The sequence below is a fragment of the Oscillospiraceae bacterium NTUH-002-81 genome (assembly GCA_032620915.1).
Classification (GTDB): Bacteria; Bacillota; Clostridia; order Lachnospirales; family Lachnospiraceae; genus JAGTTR01.
The window spans coordinates 417,464-433,935 of record CP136052.1 but is presented as its reverse complement, the minus strand read 5'-3'; the positions used below and the strand labels follow the sequence as shown (position 1 = coordinate 433,935).

Annotated in this window: 21 protein-coding genes and 1 pseudogene; 2 read left to right on the top strand and 20 right to left on the bottom strand. The window is 45.5% G+C overall.

The window, feature by feature from the left end:
* Nucleotides 1–312 precede the first annotated feature (312 nt).
* The 8 genes and pseudogenes from RJD28_02110 to RJD28_02075 all read right to left on the bottom strand — a co-directional run bounded on the left by RJD28_02110 (nucleotide 313) and on the right by RJD28_02075 (nucleotide 4,696).
* Nucleotides 313–1,618, bottom strand: a pseudogene (locus tag RJD28_02110) (type IV secretory system conjugative DNA transfer family protein).
* Nucleotides 1,615–2,091, bottom strand: coding sequence for a PcfB family protein (locus tag RJD28_02105; GenBank protein ID WNV58375.1), 477 nt, complete (start codon nucleotides 2,089–2,091; stop codon nucleotides 1,615–1,617). The pseudogene RJD28_02110 and the gene RJD28_02105 overlap by 4 nt, the downstream one beginning before the upstream one ends.
* 119 nt (nucleotides 2,092–2,210) lie before the next feature.
* Nucleotides 2,211–2,636, bottom strand: coding sequence for a hypothetical protein (locus RJD28_02100; GenBank protein ID WNV58374.1), 426 nt, complete (start codon nucleotides 2,634–2,636; stop codon nucleotides 2,211–2,213).
* Nucleotides 2,637–2,750: 114 nt separating this feature from the next.
* Nucleotides 2,751–2,912 carry a hypothetical protein gene (locus RJD28_02095; protein WNV58373.1) on the bottom strand — a complete coding sequence of 54 codons (162 nt, stop codon included), beginning with the start codon at nucleotides 2,910–2,912 and terminating at the stop codon, nucleotides 2,751–2,753.
* A 28-nt stretch (nucleotides 2,913–2,940) separates the two neighbouring features.
* Nucleotides 2,941–3,300 carry a hypothetical protein gene (locus tag RJD28_02090; protein ID WNV58372.1) on the bottom strand — a complete coding sequence of 120 codons (360 nt, stop codon included), beginning with the start codon at nucleotides 3,298–3,300 and terminating at the stop codon, nucleotides 2,941–2,943.
* Between the two features lie 78 nt (nucleotides 3,301–3,378).
* A complete protein-coding gene (locus RJD28_02085) occupies nucleotides 3,379–4,035 on the bottom strand; it encodes a hypothetical protein (protein ID WNV58371.1) in 657 nt (218 codons plus the stop codon).
* Nucleotides 4,036–4,127: 92 nt separating this feature from the next.
* On the bottom strand, nucleotides 4,128–4,496 hold the full coding sequence (locus tag RJD28_02080) for a hypothetical protein (protein WNV58370.1): 369 nt from the start codon (nucleotides 4,494–4,496) through the stop codon (nucleotides 4,128–4,130).
* A gap of 38 nt (nucleotides 4,497–4,534) precedes the next feature.
* A complete protein-coding gene (locus RJD28_02075; protein WNV58369.1) occupies nucleotides 4,535–4,696 on the bottom strand; it encodes a hypothetical protein in 162 nt (53 codons plus the stop codon).
* A gap of 100 nt (nucleotides 4,697–4,796) precedes the next feature.
* On the opposite strand from RJD28_02075, the gene RJD28_02070 reads away from it, so the two are divergent.
* Nucleotides 4,797–5,003 (top strand): helix-turn-helix transcriptional regulator, encoded by a 207-nt coding sequence (locus tag RJD28_02070; GenBank protein ID WNV58368.1) that lies wholly within the window; start codon nucleotides 4,797–4,799, stop codon nucleotides 5,001–5,003.
* A gap of 46 nt (nucleotides 5,004–5,049) precedes the next feature.
* Here RJD28_02070 and RJD28_02065 read toward each other — a convergent pair whose 3' ends face one another.
* Nucleotides 5,050–5,472, bottom strand: coding sequence for a DUF6050 family protein (locus RJD28_02065; protein WNV58367.1), 423 nt, complete (start codon nucleotides 5,470–5,472; stop codon nucleotides 5,050–5,052).
* Between the two features lie 197 nt (nucleotides 5,473–5,669).
* Between RJD28_02065 and RJD28_02060 the strand changes: the two genes are divergently transcribed.
* Nucleotides 5,670–6,845 carry an IS110 family transposase gene (locus RJD28_02060; GenBank protein ID WNV58366.1) on the top strand — a complete coding sequence of 392 codons (1,176 nt, stop codon included), beginning with the start codon at nucleotides 5,670–5,672 and terminating at the stop codon, nucleotides 6,843–6,845.
* A 110-nt stretch (nucleotides 6,846–6,955) separates the two neighbouring features.
* Here the strand turns inward: RJD28_02060 and RJD28_02055 are convergent, their stop codons facing one another.
* From RJD28_02055 to RJD28_02005, 11 genes are all read right to left on the bottom strand, one after another.
* On the bottom strand, nucleotides 6,956–8,005 hold the full coding sequence (locus RJD28_02055) for a DUF6017 domain-containing protein (GenBank protein WNV58365.1): 1,050 nt from the start codon (nucleotides 8,003–8,005) through the stop codon (nucleotides 6,956–6,958).
* A gap of 15 nt (nucleotides 8,006–8,020) precedes the next feature.
* Entirely contained in the window at nucleotides 8,021–8,902 is an 882-nt protein-coding gene (locus RJD28_02050) for a ParB/RepB/Spo0J family partition protein (GenBank protein ID WNV58364.1), read from the bottom strand.
* The gene (locus tag RJD28_02045) at nucleotides 8,895–9,677 is read right to left on the bottom strand and encodes an AAA family ATPase (GenBank protein WNV58363.1); all 783 of its coding nucleotides are present in this window, start codon (nucleotides 9,675–9,677) and stop codon (nucleotides 8,895–8,897) included. The genes RJD28_02050 and RJD28_02045 overlap by 8 nt, the downstream gene beginning before the upstream one ends.
* Before the next feature lie 23 nt (nucleotides 9,678–9,700).
* On the bottom strand, nucleotides 9,701–9,877 hold the full coding sequence (locus RJD28_02040; GenBank protein ID WNV58362.1) for a hypothetical protein: 177 nt from the start codon (nucleotides 9,875–9,877) through the stop codon (nucleotides 9,701–9,703).
* Nucleotides 9,877–10,350: a DUF6075 family protein gene (locus tag RJD28_02035; protein ID WNV58361.1), complete on the bottom strand. Its 474-nt coding sequence runs from the start codon at nucleotides 10,348–10,350 to the stop codon at nucleotides 9,877–9,879. Before RJD28_02035 ends, RJD28_02040 begins: the two co-directional genes overlap by 1 nt.
* Nucleotides 10,351–10,588: 238 nt before the next feature.
* Entirely contained in the window at nucleotides 10,589–12,526 is a 1,938-nt protein-coding gene (lysS, locus tag RJD28_02030; GenBank protein WNV58360.1) for a lysine--tRNA ligase, read from the bottom strand.
* Between the two features lie 58 nt (nucleotides 12,527–12,584).
* Nucleotides 12,585–13,067, bottom strand: coding sequence for a transcription elongation factor GreA (gene greA / locus RJD28_02025; protein ID WNV58359.1), 483 nt, complete (start codon nucleotides 13,065–13,067; stop codon nucleotides 12,585–12,587).
* A gap of 110 nt (nucleotides 13,068–13,177) precedes the next feature.
* Nucleotides 13,178–14,059: a hypothetical protein gene (locus RJD28_02020; GenBank protein WNV58358.1), complete on the bottom strand. Its 882-nt coding sequence runs from the start codon at nucleotides 14,057–14,059 to the stop codon at nucleotides 13,178–13,180.
* Nucleotides 14,060–14,189: 130 nt separating this feature from the next.
* Nucleotides 14,190–15,170 (bottom strand): tRNA dihydrouridine synthase DusB, encoded by a 981-nt coding sequence (gene dusB, locus RJD28_02015; protein WNV58357.1) that lies wholly within the window; start codon nucleotides 15,168–15,170, stop codon nucleotides 14,190–14,192.
* 110 nt (nucleotides 15,171–15,280) lie between these two features.
* Nucleotides 15,281–16,048 (bottom strand): type III pantothenate kinase, encoded by a 768-nt coding sequence (locus tag RJD28_02010; protein ID WNV58356.1) that lies wholly within the window; start codon nucleotides 16,046–16,048, stop codon nucleotides 15,281–15,283.
* Between the two features lie 24 nt (nucleotides 16,049–16,072).
* Complete coding sequence (locus RJD28_02005) at nucleotides 16,073–16,414, bottom strand: DUF6145 family protein (GenBank protein WNV58355.1); 342 nt, start codon at nucleotides 16,412–16,414, stop codon at nucleotides 16,073–16,075.
* Between the last annotated feature and the right edge of the window lie 58 nt (nucleotides 16,415–16,472).

Below are 16,472 nucleotides of genomic sequence, written 5' to 3'. Positions count from 1 at the left end.
GCCTTACTGGTCATTCTAACCATATGGCAACCCCACCCGCACTGTCACACACAGCTTGTACCTCTACAAACCTTTCCTCACCTTGCAGTGTTAGGGTGTGCTTCGCACGACTTCCCCGAGCTTATAACCTTAATCGTCTGTATCCGACTAACGCTATTCGGAGTATTAGTGAATTCCCTTCAGGGCGTTACCCCTTCATTTGAAATTTCAGTTATGCAGTTCTCTAAAACCACATTTATTAAATTATTTGTGACTTTAGGCTACGCTTTTGTCGGTTATTCCCACCGTTTTCGGCGTAGAACGTGTCACACTGTTCGCAAACTCATCAAGGAGCATACGCACATGAACCGGGAGCCTTCCGTTATAAACATCGTCTGCCTTGTCGCAAAGCAAATTAAAGAGCTGGGAATACATGATAGACACCACAAAGTTAAACGTAGCATCTGTATCAGAAATAATAACGAACAACGCTGTTTTTTCCTCTCCCAGCGTGTCAAGCTCCAGTTCATCATATTCCATCAGGTCACGCAGCTCTTTTATATCAAATGGTGCTAACCTCGCACCGCAGCTAATCAGAATCGACTTCGCTGTTTTTTCCTGCCGCAAGCTTATATTTCTTATACTGCCTTACAGCAAAATGGTTCGGGTCTTTTTCCTCCAGCTCCTCAAAGAGCAGATCAACAGCATTTTTGAAGTTTTCATCGTCCTCTCTTGCTTCACTTGCATCAATCATATCAATCAGCATGGCAAAATTCTGTTCTTCCTCCGGTGCTTCGTACCAGATGTATGCAATCAATGCTGTATAATAGAGTTTTTCTGCTTTGACCCAAAAGTCCTCACCGGATTGCTGCCCCTCTCCTTTTGTGTTGACTATGATTGTGTTGACGAGTTTCAAAATGTCCTTTTCGCTCCGCAGATAAGCAAATGGATTATAATGCATGGATTTTGCAAAGTTTATGGTGTTGAGGACTTTAATCTTATACTTGCCCCGCTTCAGCATCTTCCCACATTCCACTAAGATTGTGCCTTTCGGGTCAGTGACGCAATAGGACGAGTGCATCTGCATCAGGTTCGGCTTCACGAAAAATCTTGTTTTACCGGAGCCGGAACCGCCAATCACAAGAATATTTTTATTTCTTGCATACTTCGGTTCTTTCGGTCTGCCGGACATCATCAGACGCTCCGTAGCGGTCAGAAGAATATTATTTTCAAATACAGAATCCATATATGGCTCTATATCTTTGGCATTCCCCCACCGTGCAGAACCGTATTCCACACCCTGCCGGAATTTCTTGGCATTCTTCGCCTTATAATAAACAATGAATTTTAAGGCAACGCCTCCGGCGATTCCAATCAGCAAATCACTCAGAAAAAAACTGGGGAACGGATTGGAAAACATCCTGTCCATTTGGCTCATTACTACCATCATCTTGTCAGACGCATTACTGCCCTCTGCCACTCTCCATAAAAATGCTGCCTTATTACAGAAGTACCCGGCAAGCACATAGGGAAGATTCAGCAGTATCAGCTTTTTAACATCTGCACTTTTTGCTTTTTCCTTCAGCTTTTTGGGGACAGCTTTTAAATCTTTGGTAATGCCTGCTATGATATTAGTCATAGGCTCTGCCCCCTGTCCTTATTCTTTTCCCGGCTCCGTTCTTTGTTCTGATCCTTTGATACCACATCCCGGAAATGCTTTAATTTCTGCCTTACAGAAGTCCTACTGTTCTTTTTCTCATTTCCATAAACAAATTCCTTAAATGCCTGTGCCACAGCATCGGCATCCCTGCCCTTGAAAAATACCAGATACTTCGGTGGCTCGGTGGTCTTATCCTTTTTCACAGCAAAATCAACATTGTATTTACGAGCTACCCGCTCAAAGGATTTGATATTGCCATCTGTGATTTCAATGGATGAAGCACCTGCACCCTCGCCCACCAGTTCCTTAACCGACACTTTCCCATGCGTTTTCTGTGCCTGTTTTCTGCAATGATTCAGATACATTCTCATGGCAGATTTCAGGATATTGGCATCCAGCTTTGCAGCCTTAATCACAAGGGCGATTGTTTTCTGCGTTACTTCTTCCTGCATCTGTACCTCCTTCTTTCCTTTTTACTGCTGTTCCTTCAGGGCGGAACAAGCAGCCGATGTAGTAAATATTTCATGTTCTCTCCTTTCCGCTTCTGGACATCGTGTCCAAAAATTCTGATTTACAGGCAGCCTGCTCTGATACAGTCCTCGTACTCCCTTAATGCTTCCTCTGTATCTGCATCCACAGATAACTGGATACGAACAAAATCATGCAGCGTTCCCGCTAAAAGAAAATCCTTATAAAGCCGCCCAAAATCCTCAACAAACTTCTTTATCAAATGTTCCGGATCATCTCCAGCATGATATTGTACATAAATCTGACTTCTGCCTGTGTTTCCCAGCATATCCGTCAACTGATACGTCAGCTCTCCTGTCTGCTTGACCGAAATCTGAATCAGATTGTAATTCTTTCTCAATTTAAAATAGCTACTATGATACTCCGACGTTATTGTGATGTTTGGATTTTCTTCCAGTTCCATCACAACATCTGCCAGTTTTCCCAATAACGCTGCGGCTGCTTTTTTCTGAAATTCTCTCTTTTTCATTTCATCTGACCTCCATCCGGCTTCTGGACATCGTGTCCAAAAGCAATAAAAAAGGGCAGCTACAAATCTTTCGACTCATAACTGCCCTGACGCTGTTTTCTGTTTTTCCATGCCCTATTCCTTATATCGAATGACAGGGCACTGTTTTTGTTTATTTCCTATTTTTCTCCGCTCCAAGGCAAACACCATATCTCCGGTTCGCTCAAAAAAGCCGATGTCCTTTTTCCAGCTCATTCCACATTTGCAATGCTGCAAACCAATAAACTGCTGTTTCATTCTCCTGCCGCATACCGGACACCGCTTATTACTGCTTCCCTTTTTTCTTTTTCGGCACATCCTCCTTTTTCTCCTTCGGCGGCTTTTCTTCCGGTATCCCATTTTCCGCAATACGAAGCTCATATCGTGGCAATTTTAAAAGATATGCTCGGTAAACCTCTTCATACGGAACCCAGATTGCAAGAGATTTCAGTTTTTCATAAATCCGGTCAATAATCTGCTTTGCTACCTCCTCATTTGGTATCTCTCCATTTTCCTTATAGAAAATGCAGGTTTCCCGAAACATCCAGTCTGCTATTTTCATCTTCTGCTTCTGTTTTAAATCCTTATAGGTCTTATTCGGCTGTTTCTGCTGTTTATATGCCAGTGAATGATGATTTGGTTTCATACAATCCCTCTTTCGGACAAATTCTGTTCAAAGCCATTATAACAAAATTTATGCCTGTATCAAATATTTCCGGTACATTTATTTCAACAGCATAACCGTACACATCTGTGCATGGAACAGACCATTCTCCACCGTAACATTATCAAGCAGCAATGCCTGAAACAACACATTCCTCACATTTTCAAGACTGACGATTTTCTGTTCATTCTCCGGCAGATGTACAAACTCCACACCGTCCTCCACAGCAGATTTTCTTGCGGCTTCACAATGAGTAAAAAGTCCCAGAATATACTTATTTGACATGGCAAAAGCATAGGTTTTCTGTCCATCATATACAATCTGGTCCTTCTCCGCTGCTCCTTCCGGCAGACTGAAAACGCACTGCACTATTTCTAAACAAACCTTACCTGCATAGTCCGGTTTCAGTTTATTTTTATAGCGTTGTATTTTCCACTGGATTTCACTACGCTCCACAGGGGAATGGGTACGCTTAAACTGAATTTTCCGGCACAACATATCCAAATCCATATACACGTTATTTCCTACAAGATGCTCCGTATATCCTCTATATTCCCCCAACCGCAACAAATACGAAAGCACCTCATTCAGCTTTTCCTCTGATTCTATGAACTGAAACGGTTTTTCTCCAAATTCCAGATATTCAAACTGTAATGGGCAGCTCCCTTTCTCTATCTCCCGTTCCATAACTCTTTTTACATCTCGTAATGATTCCATTTTGCTCCTTTCCGCTTCTGGACATCGTGTCCAAAAGCAATAAAAAAAGGGCAGCTACAAATCTTTCAATTCATAACTGCCCTGACGCTGTTTTATTTCAGTTCTATTTCTGCCATTTTTGCAAATACTGCTTTTTGCTCTAAAAGCTCTTTCTGTTTTTCCTCCGGCAGACATTTGAAGATTTCCTCATATCCCATTTCCAGCATCGGCGTTCCCTTTGCGAAGAGATAGAGCCGGGTATCAAGCCATTCCTGCCATAAGTCCTCAAACATACTCTCACTGTCTGTATAGGTTATAACATCATTAAATCCATACTCCGGTGTGTAATATTGCAGCTTCACAAAACCGTACCGTCCTACATCCAATACCAAAATGCTTTCCAGCTCATACAGTTCTGCATAGGCTGCGGCAACCTTTTTGCACCGTTCCCGTTCTATGTCTGTAATGTAACTTTTCTCCACAGTTGCAAACCTCCTGTTTCGAGGCATCGTGCTGCCTCTTATTCAATCTTCCGTGTTTCTATTTCAAAAACACTTCCGTCCCTTGTTTTTATTGTAAAAATATTTGCGGCATCAGAGGTATCTATATCCTCAATCCCTAAAGCCACATCATTTTCATCTAATACTTCGTATAGCTGATCCTTAAACTCATTATGTTCCATAACTTTTTTACTCTCCTTGTATGTTTTATGGTGCGTACACGCACCATATTATTATATGTTTCATGCACTTAGAATACAAGTGTGGAAAGGAGCTTTCAGTATGATTAAATACGATCCGCTTTGGCGTACGCTAAAGGAAAAAGGAATCAGCCAGTACCAGCTTATCAAAGATTATGGCATTGATAAAGCACAGCTTCAGCGGCTTCGGCAGAACCTTGTTGTAAAAACGCTTATTTTAAACAGGCTTTGCCAGATACTTAACTGCCGGATTGAAGAGATTATGGAATACGTCCCGGATGATAATTAAAGGTGTTGTTCTGATTGATGAACAATGCCTTTTTCATTTTCGCTTTTCATCTGCACCTTTGGACATCGTGTCCAGAAGTATCACTGATTATCTTTATTATCTCCATCAGCACCATAACCATTCTCAGAATTACAACCACACCGCCAATCAGACCACCTACAATACAGTTCAGTGCCAGTATTCCTATACTTCCTGCAATTCCGAAATTTTTTGGTATGAGAATCATACACATTTTTCTGATCCCATAAGGACAGCCGACCAGTACCCAATACAGGAAAAAATCAAATCCTTCTGCTTTTCTGCAAATCGGATAACAGGTTATCATCCAAACTGCCAGCAACGATACCGGAAGCACAATTTTAACCAATATTCTTTTCATTCCAGCCACGTATAATCCAATTATCCTCTTTTGAGGGTAATGGATTATTCCCCTTTCTCCCAATCTCTTGGGCTTTATTGAATACTCCATTATAATAATTACAGCACTGTGGATCTGTACCTATTTCATTACGGCTTTGACTGTTCCGAGGTGACTCAGACCACAGCTTTTCGTCTACTACTGGTAATTAGTTTGTTAACGCATGACGTTTGTATTTACGTGATTACGCAGCCGAATTCTCTGTGGAAGACAGCAGTGCTAAATATCTTATAAGGAGGCTTATTTCTATGACCATGTACTTTGTTGGAATCGATATTTCCAAGTACAAGCACGACTGTTGCATCATATCAGCAGCCAACCAGAAAGTTGTTTCAAAGTTTACTTTCAAAAATGATAAGTCCGGTTTTGAACAACTAAATCTTATCTTAAATTCACTCTCCACTCCTGAGGATATAAAAATAGGGTTTGAATCAACTGCCCATTATGCCCTCAATCTTGAACTCTTCCTTGAAAATGCCAACCACAGCTTCATGGAAATTAATCCAGTTTTAATCAAGGATTTCAAGAAGTCTCAGACTCTCCGACGCACCAAAACCGATTCTATCGACTGCGAGTTAATAGCCCGTTGGTTAATGACTGTTGAATACAAACCCCATTCAAAAGGATTTTACCACGCTTATTCCTTAAAGTCATTAACTCGTTTACGGGACAGGCTGGTTCGCCAGCGTTCTTTTTATCTTGTTAAAATTACAAACGTTCTTGACCACACCTTTCCAGAGTTCAAACCGTTCTTCCATGAGCGTTTATCTAAAACTGCCTTATACCTCCTTGAAAACTACGGCTCCGCTGAAAAGATAGCAAGAATGAATTCCGCATCCTATGAGAAACTTCGATCCATTTCCAGAGGAAAATTTTCTCCCCAGCAGTTTATTCGCTTGAAAGAACTTGCCGCTAATACAGTCGGTGTAAACAACTCTATCTTCGATGTAGAACTTAATAGTCTGCTGACCTTATACAAGTCCCTTGTAGATGAAATCAAAACATTAGAAAGCGAAATCAACAGACTGGTAGATGAAGTGCATCCACACTATATGTCCATTCCAGGTATCGGTCCTATATCCGCTGCTATCATTTACGCTGAATATGGTGATATTTCAAACTTCTCCAGTCCTAACCAGATGCTTGCTTTTGCCGGAATAGAACCCAGCGTACATGAGTCAGGAACTGAAGCATATAATGGCAAGATGGTAAAACACGGTTCCTCACAGCTACGATATGTGCTTATCAACTGCTGTCTGCCGTTGATACGGTTTGATGTGACATTTGCTACATACTATGCCAGAAAACGTTCAGAGAACAAGCCTCACCGGGTTGCTATCACTCATGTAGCTAAGAAGCTTGTCAGAGTCATCTATGCATTGGAGAGTCAAGATATCGACTTTGACCCAAAGAAACTTCGATGAGCTCATGTTCATAAGTTAACACCCTCCATCTGAAATACGCTATTTTCAGATGGTTTATTAAGGTTACCCTTTTTTATAAACCATAAAATTCCAAAAAAACACTTGACTGTTTATAGTTTGTCACCTCCGTACATATCATGCTGTACCTCCTGCTGATAATAATGATTCATCGTTGAGGGTGCATTATAAAGAGCTGTTACCATATATGCCTTGATATTTGCAATTTTCGTAGTTGTTTCCTGCATACATCCTATCACATATTCCAAATGGGAGCTATTCAGTTTGAGGAACTTTGATTTTACAAGCTCATATGGATAATCATTTCCACCGATTTTAACAGTCTTATGCTTCACACATACAATCTCGCAGATTACCTCATACAATTCCTCATACAGCCCTTTGTCCTGCCATCTGCCATATTTCATGTGATGTTCGTACTCAATATTCTCTTTGATGATTTCCATGTAAGCATTGACATCTTCCATCACATCAATCTCCCCTTCCAACTCACTGCCGGATTGATTGATAGGATTGATATAATTCCTATCAATATTACTCTGGTTAGTATGATTATAGTTAGTATAATTAGGGTCTGCTTTTTGAACTTCCGCAAGTTCAGATATTGTACTTCTTGAAGTAAAATTTTTAGACTTCTGGAAGTCTGCTTTTTGAACCTCTTGAAGTTCAGTTTCTGAACTTCTGGAAGTATAACTTTTAGAACTCTTGAGGTTCAAATCCTGAACTTCTGTGGAAACATCAGCATTTGCAGGCGTTTCTTCTTCTGCTTCTCCTATTGTGGCAAAATTCTTTACATAAATAATATCCGGTTTTCCAAGTCCCCTGCGTTTCTTTTCGATCAATCCTATCCCATTATCACTGTCCAACTCTTTCATAATCTTAACACAGGTTGCTTTTGCACATCCCAAATCCTCCATGACATTATCAAGAGTATAAATGATATAGGCTCTGTTTTCTTCATCCAACCAGCCATTTTTCATAGACAGTGACATACGGTCAAGCATCAGACCGTACAGGAGCTTGGCATCGCTGCTAAGCCCCTTGAAACGCTCGTCTTTAATCAGCAACCGAGGAACACGATAAAAGGAAAACTGTTCTGCTTCAATCCCATAGTAATAATCAAACTGTATCTGTTTACCCATTTTACCGCACCCCCTTTACTGTTTCTTCTGCCATTCCTCCAATAATTGCAGGATAATCCCCTCAATCTCTTCGCTGGAGTATTCCTCTGAAAAAAACTGGCTGATTTTTTCAGACTTGATTGTAACTTTCCTCTCTTTCGGCTTTTCCTCGGTCAGTATCAGACGCACCATCGGCAGCGTCAGTTCGCCGCTTTTCCCATATTCCTTCAGCTTGGCAGACTGTACTGTGGAAATATTTGCTCCGCTTTCCTCAAGGATTACCAGCACCCACTGTTGTGCATCTTCCGACAGAAAGGAAATGTCAACACCCTGTACCAGACCGATTTTCTTTCTGTCAACCAACTCTAGCAGCTCATCGGACAGCCTTGCAAGCCAGATATACCGTTGCACCGTCTTTCCGCTTTCTCCGGCAGCTTCTCCTACCTCGTCAAGCGTATTTCCGTTTCCTTTTCTGCCCTGATGCTTCATAGCCTCGTATTTCATGGCATAAGCTTTCGCCTTCTCACTTGGCAGAATGTCCTCACGCTGAATGTTGGAATCCACCATGATAATCGTAGCTTCATCGTCTGTATAATTGCGGACTATCACAGGCATATCCTCTTTTCCTGCCCGTTCTGAACCTCGTTTTCTGCGGTGTCCGGCTATGATTTCATAGCCACCCTCTGCCCTCGGTCTTGCAATTCCCGGTACGAGCACCCCATACTTACTGATGCTTTCCGTTGTTTCTTCCATTTTTTCATCGTCCAGTACACGGAACGGATGATTTCTAAACTCATGCAAATCCGTGAGCTTGGCTCTGATAATCTGCTCTTCGCTCCCTGTCTTTTCTTCTGCATTTCCAAATAAATCATCATAACTGCTTAATTTTACCTTTGCGGCACTTCCTGCTTTACTCATTCCCAAGCACCTCCTCCGTCAAAGACTGATAAGCAGCGGCTACTTTGCCTTTCGGATCATGTTCGTAGATACTGACACCCTCTGCGGAAATCTCTGCCGCACGGACGGAAATGGGAATACTGTTTTCAAATATCCGCACCTTGCTACCGTAATTCTCCACCAGTAATGCAGTAATGTCCTTTGCATAATTGGTTCGAGCATCCACCATTGTCAGCAGAATCCCCTCAATCATCAGCTTCGGGTTAATCTGTCTCCTGACCTTTCCTATGGTCTTAATAAGCTGCTGCAACCCTTTTGCCGGAAGATATGCCGCCTGCACTGGAATCAGAATACTGTCCGCACAGGCAAAAGCGTTTATAGTAATCATGCCGAGAGAGGGCATACAGTCAATCAGAATATAATCATAATTATCCTTTACCAGCTCTATGTAGGAACGCATCACAAGCTCTCTGCTCATCACATTTACAAGTGATACTTCCAGACCGGAAAGCTCAATGTTTCCCGGCATCAGGTCAATTCCCTCTTTGTGTTTCAGGATACCATAATCCGCTTCCATATCTTCATCATTGATGATATTGCCAAGTGCTGTTGCAAGTGTTTCCTCTAGCTTGTCCGGCTCTGTGAAGCCAAGACTGTCTGTCAGACTGCCCTGTGCATCGGCATCAATCAGCAGGACTTTCTTGCCCTGTTTTGCCAATCCTATGCCTAAATTACTGGTTGTGGTGGTCTTGCCCACACCACCTTTTTGGTTTGCGATTGCGATTATTTTACACATGATAGATTCTCCTTTGTTTTCTGCTATTTTTCTGCTACGTTTCTTTTCTTTACTTCTACATACGCCCTGTAAAATTTCTTCGTTCCCTTATTCGGATACATCTCGGAAAACTCCGTTACTTCCACTTTCGGATTCCTCTGCAAAATCTTTCCGAACCACTTAATATCATTCTTTGTTCCCATCAATCTGACTTTTAACATTAGTCTGTTCCTCCCAATAAGGCATACAGCTTATGGTTGTATGTGGCATATTCCGGATACCGAATCTGAATTGCCTGCCAGAAATATGGTGCATAAGCACAGCAGAATATTTCCTCCACCGTGTACTGCCTGCACTCGTCCACCTGTTCTTCTGCATCTTCATAATCGGAAACACTTGGTGTTCCATTGCAATACAGATTGAATGCCATTCTGATCACTCTCACACTTCCACTGGTCTGCCAGCCTTCGTGTAAACACTCTGTTATTACGCATCCTGTTTTGAAATCATAAATTCTGTAAACATTTCTTCTGGTATCATCGCTGATCCCAAGACAATAGCAGAGTGCCTTGTGGTAAACATCCTGATACCGGACTTCCTTTAACTTCTCGTAGTAGAATTTCTCATGTGCATCGCTGATAAAAATAATCTTTTCTTCCTTTTTGGTTTCTGCTCCTAACGCTGTACTTGTCATAATAGAACCCTCCTTGTGTTATTTTGATTTTGTTTTGACCATAACAACAGAAAAAGGACACTCTCCGTTTTATTGGAAAATGTCCTTTTAATAGCATTCAACTATTAAGTTTTGAAAGGTTCTGATTTCTAAAACATCCCTTTTCAGTCCATATTAGTCCACCGAATGACACAAATTTGATGTCAATTTGATGTCAAACACTCGATAAACTCATAAAAGTCTATGGATTTTCTGATTCTTAGTACAACTTCGCACCTGCCGGAATCCAGTCATTCACCATGAGAAGATTTAATCCCTCATGTCCATCTTCCTCGTGTACTGCTGAAATCAGCATACCCTCGGAATCAATGCCCATCATCTTTCTCGGAGGCAAATTTACGATTGCAATCGCTGTCTTGCCAATCAGATCTTCTGGCTCGTAATACTCGTGAATACCGCTTAAAATCGTGCGTTTCCGGTCTGTTCCGTCATCCAGAGTGAACTTTAAAAGCTTCTTTGACTTCGGTACTGCTTCACATTCCAGAATCTTTACTGCACGGAAATCAGCCTTTGCAAAGGTATCGAAATCAATCATTTCTTCAAACAATGGTTCGATTTTTACGTTGGAGAAATCAATCTTTTCTGCAACCTTTTCCTCTGCCACAGCAGCATTTTCTACTGCCTTTTCAGCCTTCCCTTCGCCCTTCTTAGCGTCCAGGGACTTCATTGTCGGGAAGAGCAGTACATCACGGATGGCTGCGGAGTCGGTGAGCAGCATGCACATACGGTCGATACCGAAACCAATACCGCCTGTGGGCGGCATACCGATCTCCAGTGCGTTCAGGAAGTCTTCATCTGTGGTGTTGGCTTCCTCATCGCCCTGTGCCAGCAACTCTTCCTGGGCCTTGAAACGCTCTCTCTGATCGATGGGATCGTTGAGCTCGGAATAGGCATTGGCCATCTCCCAGCCGTTCATGAAGAACTCGAAACGCTCTACGTACTCGGGATTGCTCGGTTTCTTCTTGGTCAGCGGAGAAATCTCTATCGGATGGTCCATAACAAAGGTTGGCTGAAGCAGATGCTCTTCTACGAATTCCTCGAAGAACAGGTTCAGGATGTCGCCCTTCTTATGGCGCTCTTCATATGCTACATGGTGCGCATCTGCGGCTGCACGGGCCTCTTCCAGTGTATGGATCTCGTTCCAGTCCACACCGGAATATTTCTTGACAGCATCCACCATGGTGATCCGCTCGAAGGGCTTGCCCAGATCCATCTCAATGCCCTTGTAATTGATCACGGTTGTGCCAAGCACTTCCTGTGCCACATGGCGGTACAGGTTCTCGGTGAGATCCATCATGCCGTTGTAATCGGTGTATGCCTGATACAGCTCCATCAGGGTAAACTCGGGGTTATGTCTGGTGTCCAGTCCCTCGTTACGGAATACACGGCCGATCTCATAGACGCGCTCCAGGCCGCCGACGATCAGTCTCTTCAGATACAGCTCCAGAGAGATACGAAGCTTCAGATCCTCGTTCAGTGCGTTGAAATGGGTCTCGAAGGGACGCGCTGCCGCACCGCCGGCATTTGCCACCAGCATAGGGGTCTCCACTTCCATAAAGCCCTGGCCGTCCAGATAACGGCGGATGGAGCTTAAGATCCTGGAACGCTTCACGAAGGTATCGCGCACCTCCGGGTTCATGATCAGGTCGGTATATCGCTGACGGTAACGGATATCTGTGTTCGTCAGTCCATGGAACTTCTCAGGAAGGATCTGCAGGCTCTTGCTCAGAAGAACAACCGATGCCGCATGGATAGAGATCTCGCCCGTCTTTGTGCGGAATACCTCACCGCGGATGCCGATGATATCACCGATATCGTATTTTTTGAAATCTGCATAGGATTCCTCGCCGACGCTGTCTCTTGCCACGTAGGACTGGATGTTGCCCTTCAGATCCTGTACGTTGCAGAAGGAAGCCTTACCCATGACACGCTTGGACATCATACGTCCTGCAATGGTCACTTCCTTGCCTTCCAGCTCGTCAAACTGATCCTTGATCTCTGTGCTATGATGTGTTACATCGTATTTTGTGATCTGGAACGGATCCTTTCCTGCCTCCTGCAGCTGCGCAAGCTTCTCCCGGCGCACCTTCAGGAGCTGATTGATGTCCTGTTCCTGAGCATTCTTCTGTTCGCCCAAAATATTCCCTCCTTAAATAACGAGAAACACGATCCCCGCGTTTCTCAGAAAAACAATCCTAGTTGGAGCGCTGGATCTCCAGCACCTTATACTGGATCAGTCCGGCCTGTGTCTCTACCTCAACCACATCGCCGACTTTCGCACCGATCAGGGCCTTGCCCACCGGGGACTCGTTGGAGATCTTGCCCTTCAGGCTGTTTGCCTCGGAAGACCCCACCAGACTGAACTCCATCTCTTCATCAAACTCTATGTCATATACTTTTACGCGGCAGCCAACGCTGATCTTATCCAGATCAACCTCATCCTCGTCAACGACTTCCACGTTCTTTAAGATCTTCTCGATCTCCTCGATTCTTGCCTCGATATCGCGCTGCTCGTCCTTCGCCGCATCATACTCTGCGTTCTCGGACAGGTCGCCCTGTTCTCTTGCCTCTTTGATCTTGCCGGCAACTTCTTTTCTCTTAAAGACCTTCAGGTCATGCAATTCTTCTTCCAGTTTTTTTAACCCGGTAAAAGTAAGCAGGTTTTTCTTTTCTTCCATTTTAAAACTTCACCCTCCAAATTCAATCCAAGTTCAGGCTCACTGCTGCAAAAGCCCTCCCGGAGAACCTTCCAGCAATCACAAAATTATAACTTATCCCCCTGGGAATGTCAAGTTTCAAGCCCCGTTTTTTCCACTTCCAGGCCGTATTTTTCCTTGATTTTTCCACTGTTTTGCAGCTGTCCGCCGCCCATCCATGTGCTGGTCTTGAAAATCACCGCCTGCAGGATTCTCCGATCCCACACCTGTCCGCCTGCACGAATGAGAAAACAGTTGTAACAGGTCAGATTTCTGCCGCAGGTACGGGCCTGTACCGTGCGGAACCCATTGCCGGATAAATTCAGCACGATGGTGCCCGGCCGGTAGAAAAGCCAGTCTTCTTTACCCTGCCCGCCAAGCTCGATGACCACATTTCCATACAGCTCCTGGGTGAGCGGCCGGGCGCACACCCGCACAAGCAGACCCTCTTCCTCAAAGAATTCCCGGGCCAGCTCCTGATACGCCTCCGGCTCTCTCGTCACTACCGCGAGTCGGTTCAGACCATTTCCCAGCTTGCGGATGAGCCATGTGGTTTCCGACGGGCCGGAGGCCACGATGACCAGATTCAGCTCCCGACGGGCGATCTGATGTTTCCTGCATACCTGCCGCAAAATATCATCCGCCATCAAAAGCAGCATCATCCGTCCGTCGATCTGCAGGCTTTTTTCCAGATAGGGCTCCAGATAACGCTCCACGACAATATTCTGCGCACCTTTTTCCATCATGATACGGTGCAGCATATCCCGGATTTCTTCTTTTGTGTACGCCGAAAGATCTTCGCAGGAAAAGGGCAGTACCGCCTCCGTGCCGCAGCTTCCCAGGCAATCCACCGGCCCACACGCCACCGGCAGCCGCCAGCGAAGCCACCGGTACCAGAGCCGCCGCCCCCATTTTCCCGAAAATCTGCGAAGCAAAGCTAATCCGCTATCCCCATAAGGATTTAGAAATGCCATAAAAAATGGCACCGCAGCGGGAGGCAATGGTTCCTCCCTGCCGCGAAGCCGTACGATCAAAAAATCCGCGCCGTCCACTTGTTCTCTCCGCCACTGCTTTTCCATTCAATATATGCAGGACGAAGGTTCCCTATACCCATTCGTTCATCAACCGAACCAGATCTTCCATCGTATTAATTTCATTAACCCGGGCCCGCAGCTTGGAGGAATGAGGGAATCCCGCCGTATACCAGGCCACATGCTTGCGCATCTCCCGGATGGCGGTGTACTCGCCCTTATATTTCACCAGCAGTTCCGCCTGCCGCAAGAGCATCTGCCGCACCTCGTCCATCCCCGGTGCCGCCGGAATAGGTTCGCCCCGATACCAGGCCACCAGCTCCCGGAAGATCCACGGGTTGCCTCTGGCACCCCGGGCCACCATGATACCGTCGCAGCCGGTCTGGGCAAACATCTGCGCCGCCGTCTGGGCCGACACCACGTCCCCATTTCCGATGACCGGAATGGAGACGGCCTCCTTCACCTGCCGGATAATGTCCCAGTCCGCATGTCCGGCATAATACTGTTCTCTCGTTCTGCCATGGACAGCCACCGCCGCCGCTCCACAGTCCTCGATGATCTTCGCGATCTCCACCGCATTTACATGACGCTCGTCAAATCCGCGCCGGATTTTCACTGTCACCGGTTTCTGCACCGCCTTTACCACAGAAGTGACGATTTTGCGCACCAGCTCCGGATTTTTCATGAGGGCTGATCCCTCGCCGTTGTTGACCACCTTGGGCACCGGGCAGCCCATATTGATGTCCAGAATATCAAAAGGCCGTTCCTCGATCTGCCGGGCCATCTCGCCCATGAGTTCCGGATCGGAACCAAACAGCTGTAAGGACACCGGCCGCTCCCCGGGTTCGATCTCCATCAGCGCCTCTGTATTTTTGTTCCGGTAATAGATGGCCTTGGCGCTCACCATTTCCATACACACCAGCCCCGCGCCCTGCTCATGGCAGAGCACACGAAATGGCAGGTCAGTTACCCCTGCCATTGGTGCCAGTATAAATGGATTGTCCAGAACCACATTTCCTATCGTAAGCGTTTTTCCCGCCTGCTTTTCTTCCATTTCATCTCCCATTTACGTTACTGTTCACACGTATCTTCGCCAAACAATGTCCTCGATGATTTCCGCAACCGTGCAGCTCGTTTGACACATGCGGATAAACATTCATCCACTTATCGGTTTTTGTTATAGATCAGACGGAGGCCGTGCAGTGTCAGATCCGGATCGTAGATCTGGATCGTGTCCGTCTCATCAAAAATAATTTTGCCCAGACCGCCGGTTGCCACCGTTACCACATCGGTATAGCCGGTTTCTTTGATGATCTGGTTGATGATATATTCCGTCTGTCCGATGCAGCCGTACACGATGCCTGCCTGCATACTGCTGATGGTCTCCCGGGCCAGAATGGACGCCGGTTTCTTGATCTCCACCTCCGGCAGCTTGGCCGTGTCATCCCACAGCGTTCTTCCGGCGCTCCGGATGCCCGGCGCCGTGATACCGGCGATAAATGCACCGTCCTTGGTCACCACATCATAGGTAGTCGCCGTGCCAAAATCCATGACGATGACCGGGCCGCCGTACAGCTCATAGGCTGCCACACAGTCCACGACGCGGTCTGCGCCGATCTCCCGCGGATTCTCTGTGGGAAGCTTGAGCCCGGTACGGATGCCAGGCCCCACCACCAGCGGCGTGCGATCCAGATATTTTACCACCGCACTGTTGAGAGAATACATGATATCCGGCACAACAGAGGCAATGATCACCGCATGGATATCTTTGATGTTGATATCCCGGTGCTCCAGCAGGTTACAGAGTGCCACGCCATACTCATCCGATGTCCGCGCCTGCTTTGTCGTCAGACGGAACGTGGCAACCAGCTCTTCCTCCCGAAAAATTCCCAGTGTAATGTTGGTATTGCCAACATCAATAACTAACAGCATGTTCCATGCCCTCCCTTATGTTTGCTACTCCCCGGGATGCAGCGCATCCTCCAGGAAAAATACCTTGTAAAACAGCTCCAGCGATTCCAGCAGCTCCCGCTTGTCCCGCTGCAGCTCCTTGATCCGCAGGACGCTGCCGATCTCATCGAAGAAAAAATCTCCCTCTTCCGACCGCACGGAAAATTCCAGTGTCCCGTTCTCATCGTATTCCAGCGTCAGAATACCGCCGATCTCCTCTGTATACAGTACACACATGATTTTCAGCTCGTCTTTTATGTGCTGTGGCAGCGCCTGAAAATCCTGATTCAGATAAAACTTTTTCTCATAGGCATTGGAACAGCACAAAACGGTGTTCTCTTCCTTCATCCCATTTCTCTCCCATCTTCTTTTAACATGTAACAGTTCACACGCGCCATTCGAAAAA